The sequence below is a fragment of the Lentilactobacillus sp. genome (assembly GCF_040773105.1).
GTDB lineage: Bacteria > Bacillota > Bacilli > Lactobacillales > Lactobacillaceae > Lentilactobacillus > Lentilactobacillus parabuchneri.
Window position 1 is genome coordinate 1 of the sequence record NZ_JAXGWW010000270.1, and the last position, 2,627, is coordinate 2,627.

4 protein-coding genes are annotated in these 2,627 nt (G+C 42.6%); 1 reads left to right on the top strand and 3 read right to left on the bottom strand.

Annotated features, from left to right (window positions below; all coding sequences use genetic code 11):
* On the bottom strand, positions 1-899 hold an 899-nt coding region (locus tag AB3112_RS10535; RefSeq protein ID WP_367334459.1), incomplete at its 3' end, for a ribonuclease J.
* Positions 896-1,117: a DNA-directed RNA polymerase subunit epsilon gene (locus AB3112_RS10540; protein ID WP_057909535.1), complete on the bottom strand. Its 222-nt coding sequence runs from the start codon at positions 1,115-1,117 to the stop codon at positions 896-898. The genes AB3112_RS10535 and AB3112_RS10540, both read right to left, overlap by 4 nt.
* Before the next feature lie 192 nt (positions 1,118-1,309).
* On the opposite strand from AB3112_RS10540, the gene AB3112_RS10545 reads away from it, so the two are divergent.
* Entirely contained in the window at positions 1,310-1,804 is a 495-nt protein-coding gene (locus AB3112_RS10545; RefSeq protein ID WP_084972773.1) for a hypothetical protein, read from the top strand.
* Positions 1,805-1,844: 40 nt separating this feature from the next.
* On the opposite strand, the gene AB3112_RS10550 is transcribed toward AB3112_RS10545, so the two are convergent.
* A partial coding sequence (locus AB3112_RS10550) for a DNA-binding protein (RefSeq protein WP_367334460.1) occupies positions 1,845-2,627 on the bottom strand: 783 nt, incomplete at its 5' end.

The following is a 2,627-nucleotide window of genomic DNA, read 5'->3' on the forward strand; positions in this document are numbered from 1 at the left end:
CAAAGAATCAGTGTTTTATTGGCAGGCAGTGACTGTAGTTCATGCGCATCGACAAAGGCGTCGTCTGGAATATCCAAGTACCCCAGTTCGCGGCCATTGACGATTGCAGCATCCATACTGCGACCAAATACGGCAATTTTTCGGCCATGAGCCATCGCATTGTCACAAGCAGTTTTAATCCGTGAAATGTTCGAGGCAAAGGTTGCAAAGATGATTCTGTCTTTAATGTTATCGAAAATATGGGCGATAGAATTGCCGACCCACTTTTCAGACTTGGTCCAAATTGGTCGTTCAGCGTTTGTACTATCGGACATGAGACAGAGGACACCTTCAGCACCTAATTTGGCCATTTCTTGGAGATCAGGCGGCTGGTTGGTCACTGGTGTGAGGTCGAATTTATAATCACCAGTTTCGACGATGACACCCACCGGCGTATGAACGGCAACCCCGACGGTGTCTGGGATTGAGTGGGTGGTTCTGAAAAACGAAACCTTCATTTTTCGGAACTTCAGCACAGACTTGTCACTGACTTCGTGTAACTCGACAGAATTCAGTAAGCCGTGTTCTTCTAATTTATTCTTAATAAGCGCCATCGCAAGCGGTCCAGCGTAAATCGGGACATTTAAAACTTTCATCAAATATGGGACACCGCCAATGTGGTCTTCATGACCGTGGGTGATCACCAATGCTTTGATTTTGTCCTTGTTTTCCACTAGATACTGATAGTCCGGAATGACGTAATCGACACCTAAAAGATCATCTTCAGGAAACTTAATTCCTGCATCGATCAGGATAATTTCGTCTTGAAATTGGATCCCATAAGTGTTTTTACCGATTTCGCCCAGACCACCAACGCCATAGATAGCTGCTTCGTTATTTTTGACGTTTAGTTTTTTCATTTAGTATTAAACTCCGTTATTTTGAAATCAGGATCTTTTTGTTCGTACGCTAAGTGTTCACCCTGTAAGGGTTCGATGAACTCAATCTCGTAATCGGTATTGTCTTCTACGAGTGCGTGCGCTTCAACTTCGGTGTCGGCCTCGACATAGAGTGACAGCGTTGTTTCCCGGCGAGGACTTTGTTTCTTGCTGGGTTGATATAAAACCTTCCAAATCATAAAAAAACTCCTTTAAAATCCATTAATTGTTTTGCAGAAACTCGAGGTTTCCTTACGGACAAGTGGTTGTGAAAACACAACTAATAACGACATTTTACCATATTATAACAAATAAGTATATAAACGCGAAAGTAATCGACAATCGCGAATGCATGGTAAAATTGAATTAATGAAATGAAATGGGGTCCCGTTATGAACATTGACTTAATTATTCAAATTATTATTGGTCTAATTGCAGCCTTTGCTGTTTATAACCTGATCCATTACTTATTTGTGACCAGGCCAGGCAGAAAACGGCTCGCATTAGCACAGCGGATTGCAAATGAAGCAGTTAAAACTTCTATTAATAAGTTGGTTGATCAAAAAAGTTTATTACCATTTGATGAAAGCGACTTTAAATCAGAAGACATTGCTGAAGTCTGGGGCAGGGGCGTCATGGCCTTCGAATACCATTTGCCGGTTAATAAAGTCACCGACTCCATTCCGGTGTTCAAGCAGGCATTGGCGGATGCGTTGGCTGAGTATGGTGACGCTCACCACATGCACGCGCACACAGACCAGGCGGATCGGCCGGCATTTATTGTGACCGACATGTGGCAGCTTGACGATCGGGTTCACTTTGACGTGGCCTACCTGATCAACACCACCACAATCGAATACGTGGATGACCTTAAGCGTCTCCATTGAGCAGTTGGATTCGTATCCGATCCCAACTGCTTTTTTGTCGTCATTTTTGGGTGTTGCGATACTTTTTGGCCAGTTTTTGACGGACTCTGATAATTGCCAGTACATTATGGTCAATGGCAGGCGTGTACAAATTTTCAAGACGGGTGAGCGTTTGAATGATTTGGTCAGCCGTTTTTTCATCACCAAAATAAAGGTTCCAGATGGCAATAATTAACTGTTGGGTTAACCGGCCATCCCAGGTTAACTGATATTGATTGACCTCGGTCACTTTAGTAATCAGTTGCTGGGCACGTTGATAATCTTCAAGGTTGAGGTAAATTTGGATCAAACTGAGATCCATTTCCACTAATTGATCGGTCATTTGAAACGGATCGTTAGTTGGTGAGATGTAGCTTTTGCAGTTGGTTTCAAATTGGTCAATAATTTGAGGCATGAGGTCCACACGATTCTTATTGACAGCGATTGGCAGTAGGATCGGTACAATCTTGATTTCTTCAATTGTCCATGTTTTTGAATCGAGCAGTCGGTCCCATAAGTTGTTCATGACGGAAGAGACGACAAACGTCTTGGCGTTATATGTCTCCATTAAAACTTGTCCAATTGCGGCGACGGACTTTAGACTCAGTTGTGAACTGTCTTTATTTTCGTTGATGATTTTACCCATCGTTTGCAAGTCATGGACGTTATATGCTTCAAGCAGTTGGTGATGAAGTTCCTCATGGCCTGATTGATGATGACCATGGTGAATGTATAGAAATTCGTTTGGGGACATGGACAGGTTATCCAAAATTTGAAACAGTTTTTGAGCAGTAATGTTATTTTC

What these genes read in the sequence shown, in the direction of transcription:
- AB3112_RS10540 (WP_057909535.1), bottom strand. Translation starts at nt 1,117, where the DNA reads ATGATTTGGAAGGTTTTATATCAACCCAGCAAGAAACAAAGTCCTCGC.
- AB3112_RS10545 (WP_084972773.1), top strand. Translation starts at nt 1,310, where the DNA reads ATGAACATTGACTTAATTATTCAAATTATTATTGGTCTAATTGCAGCC.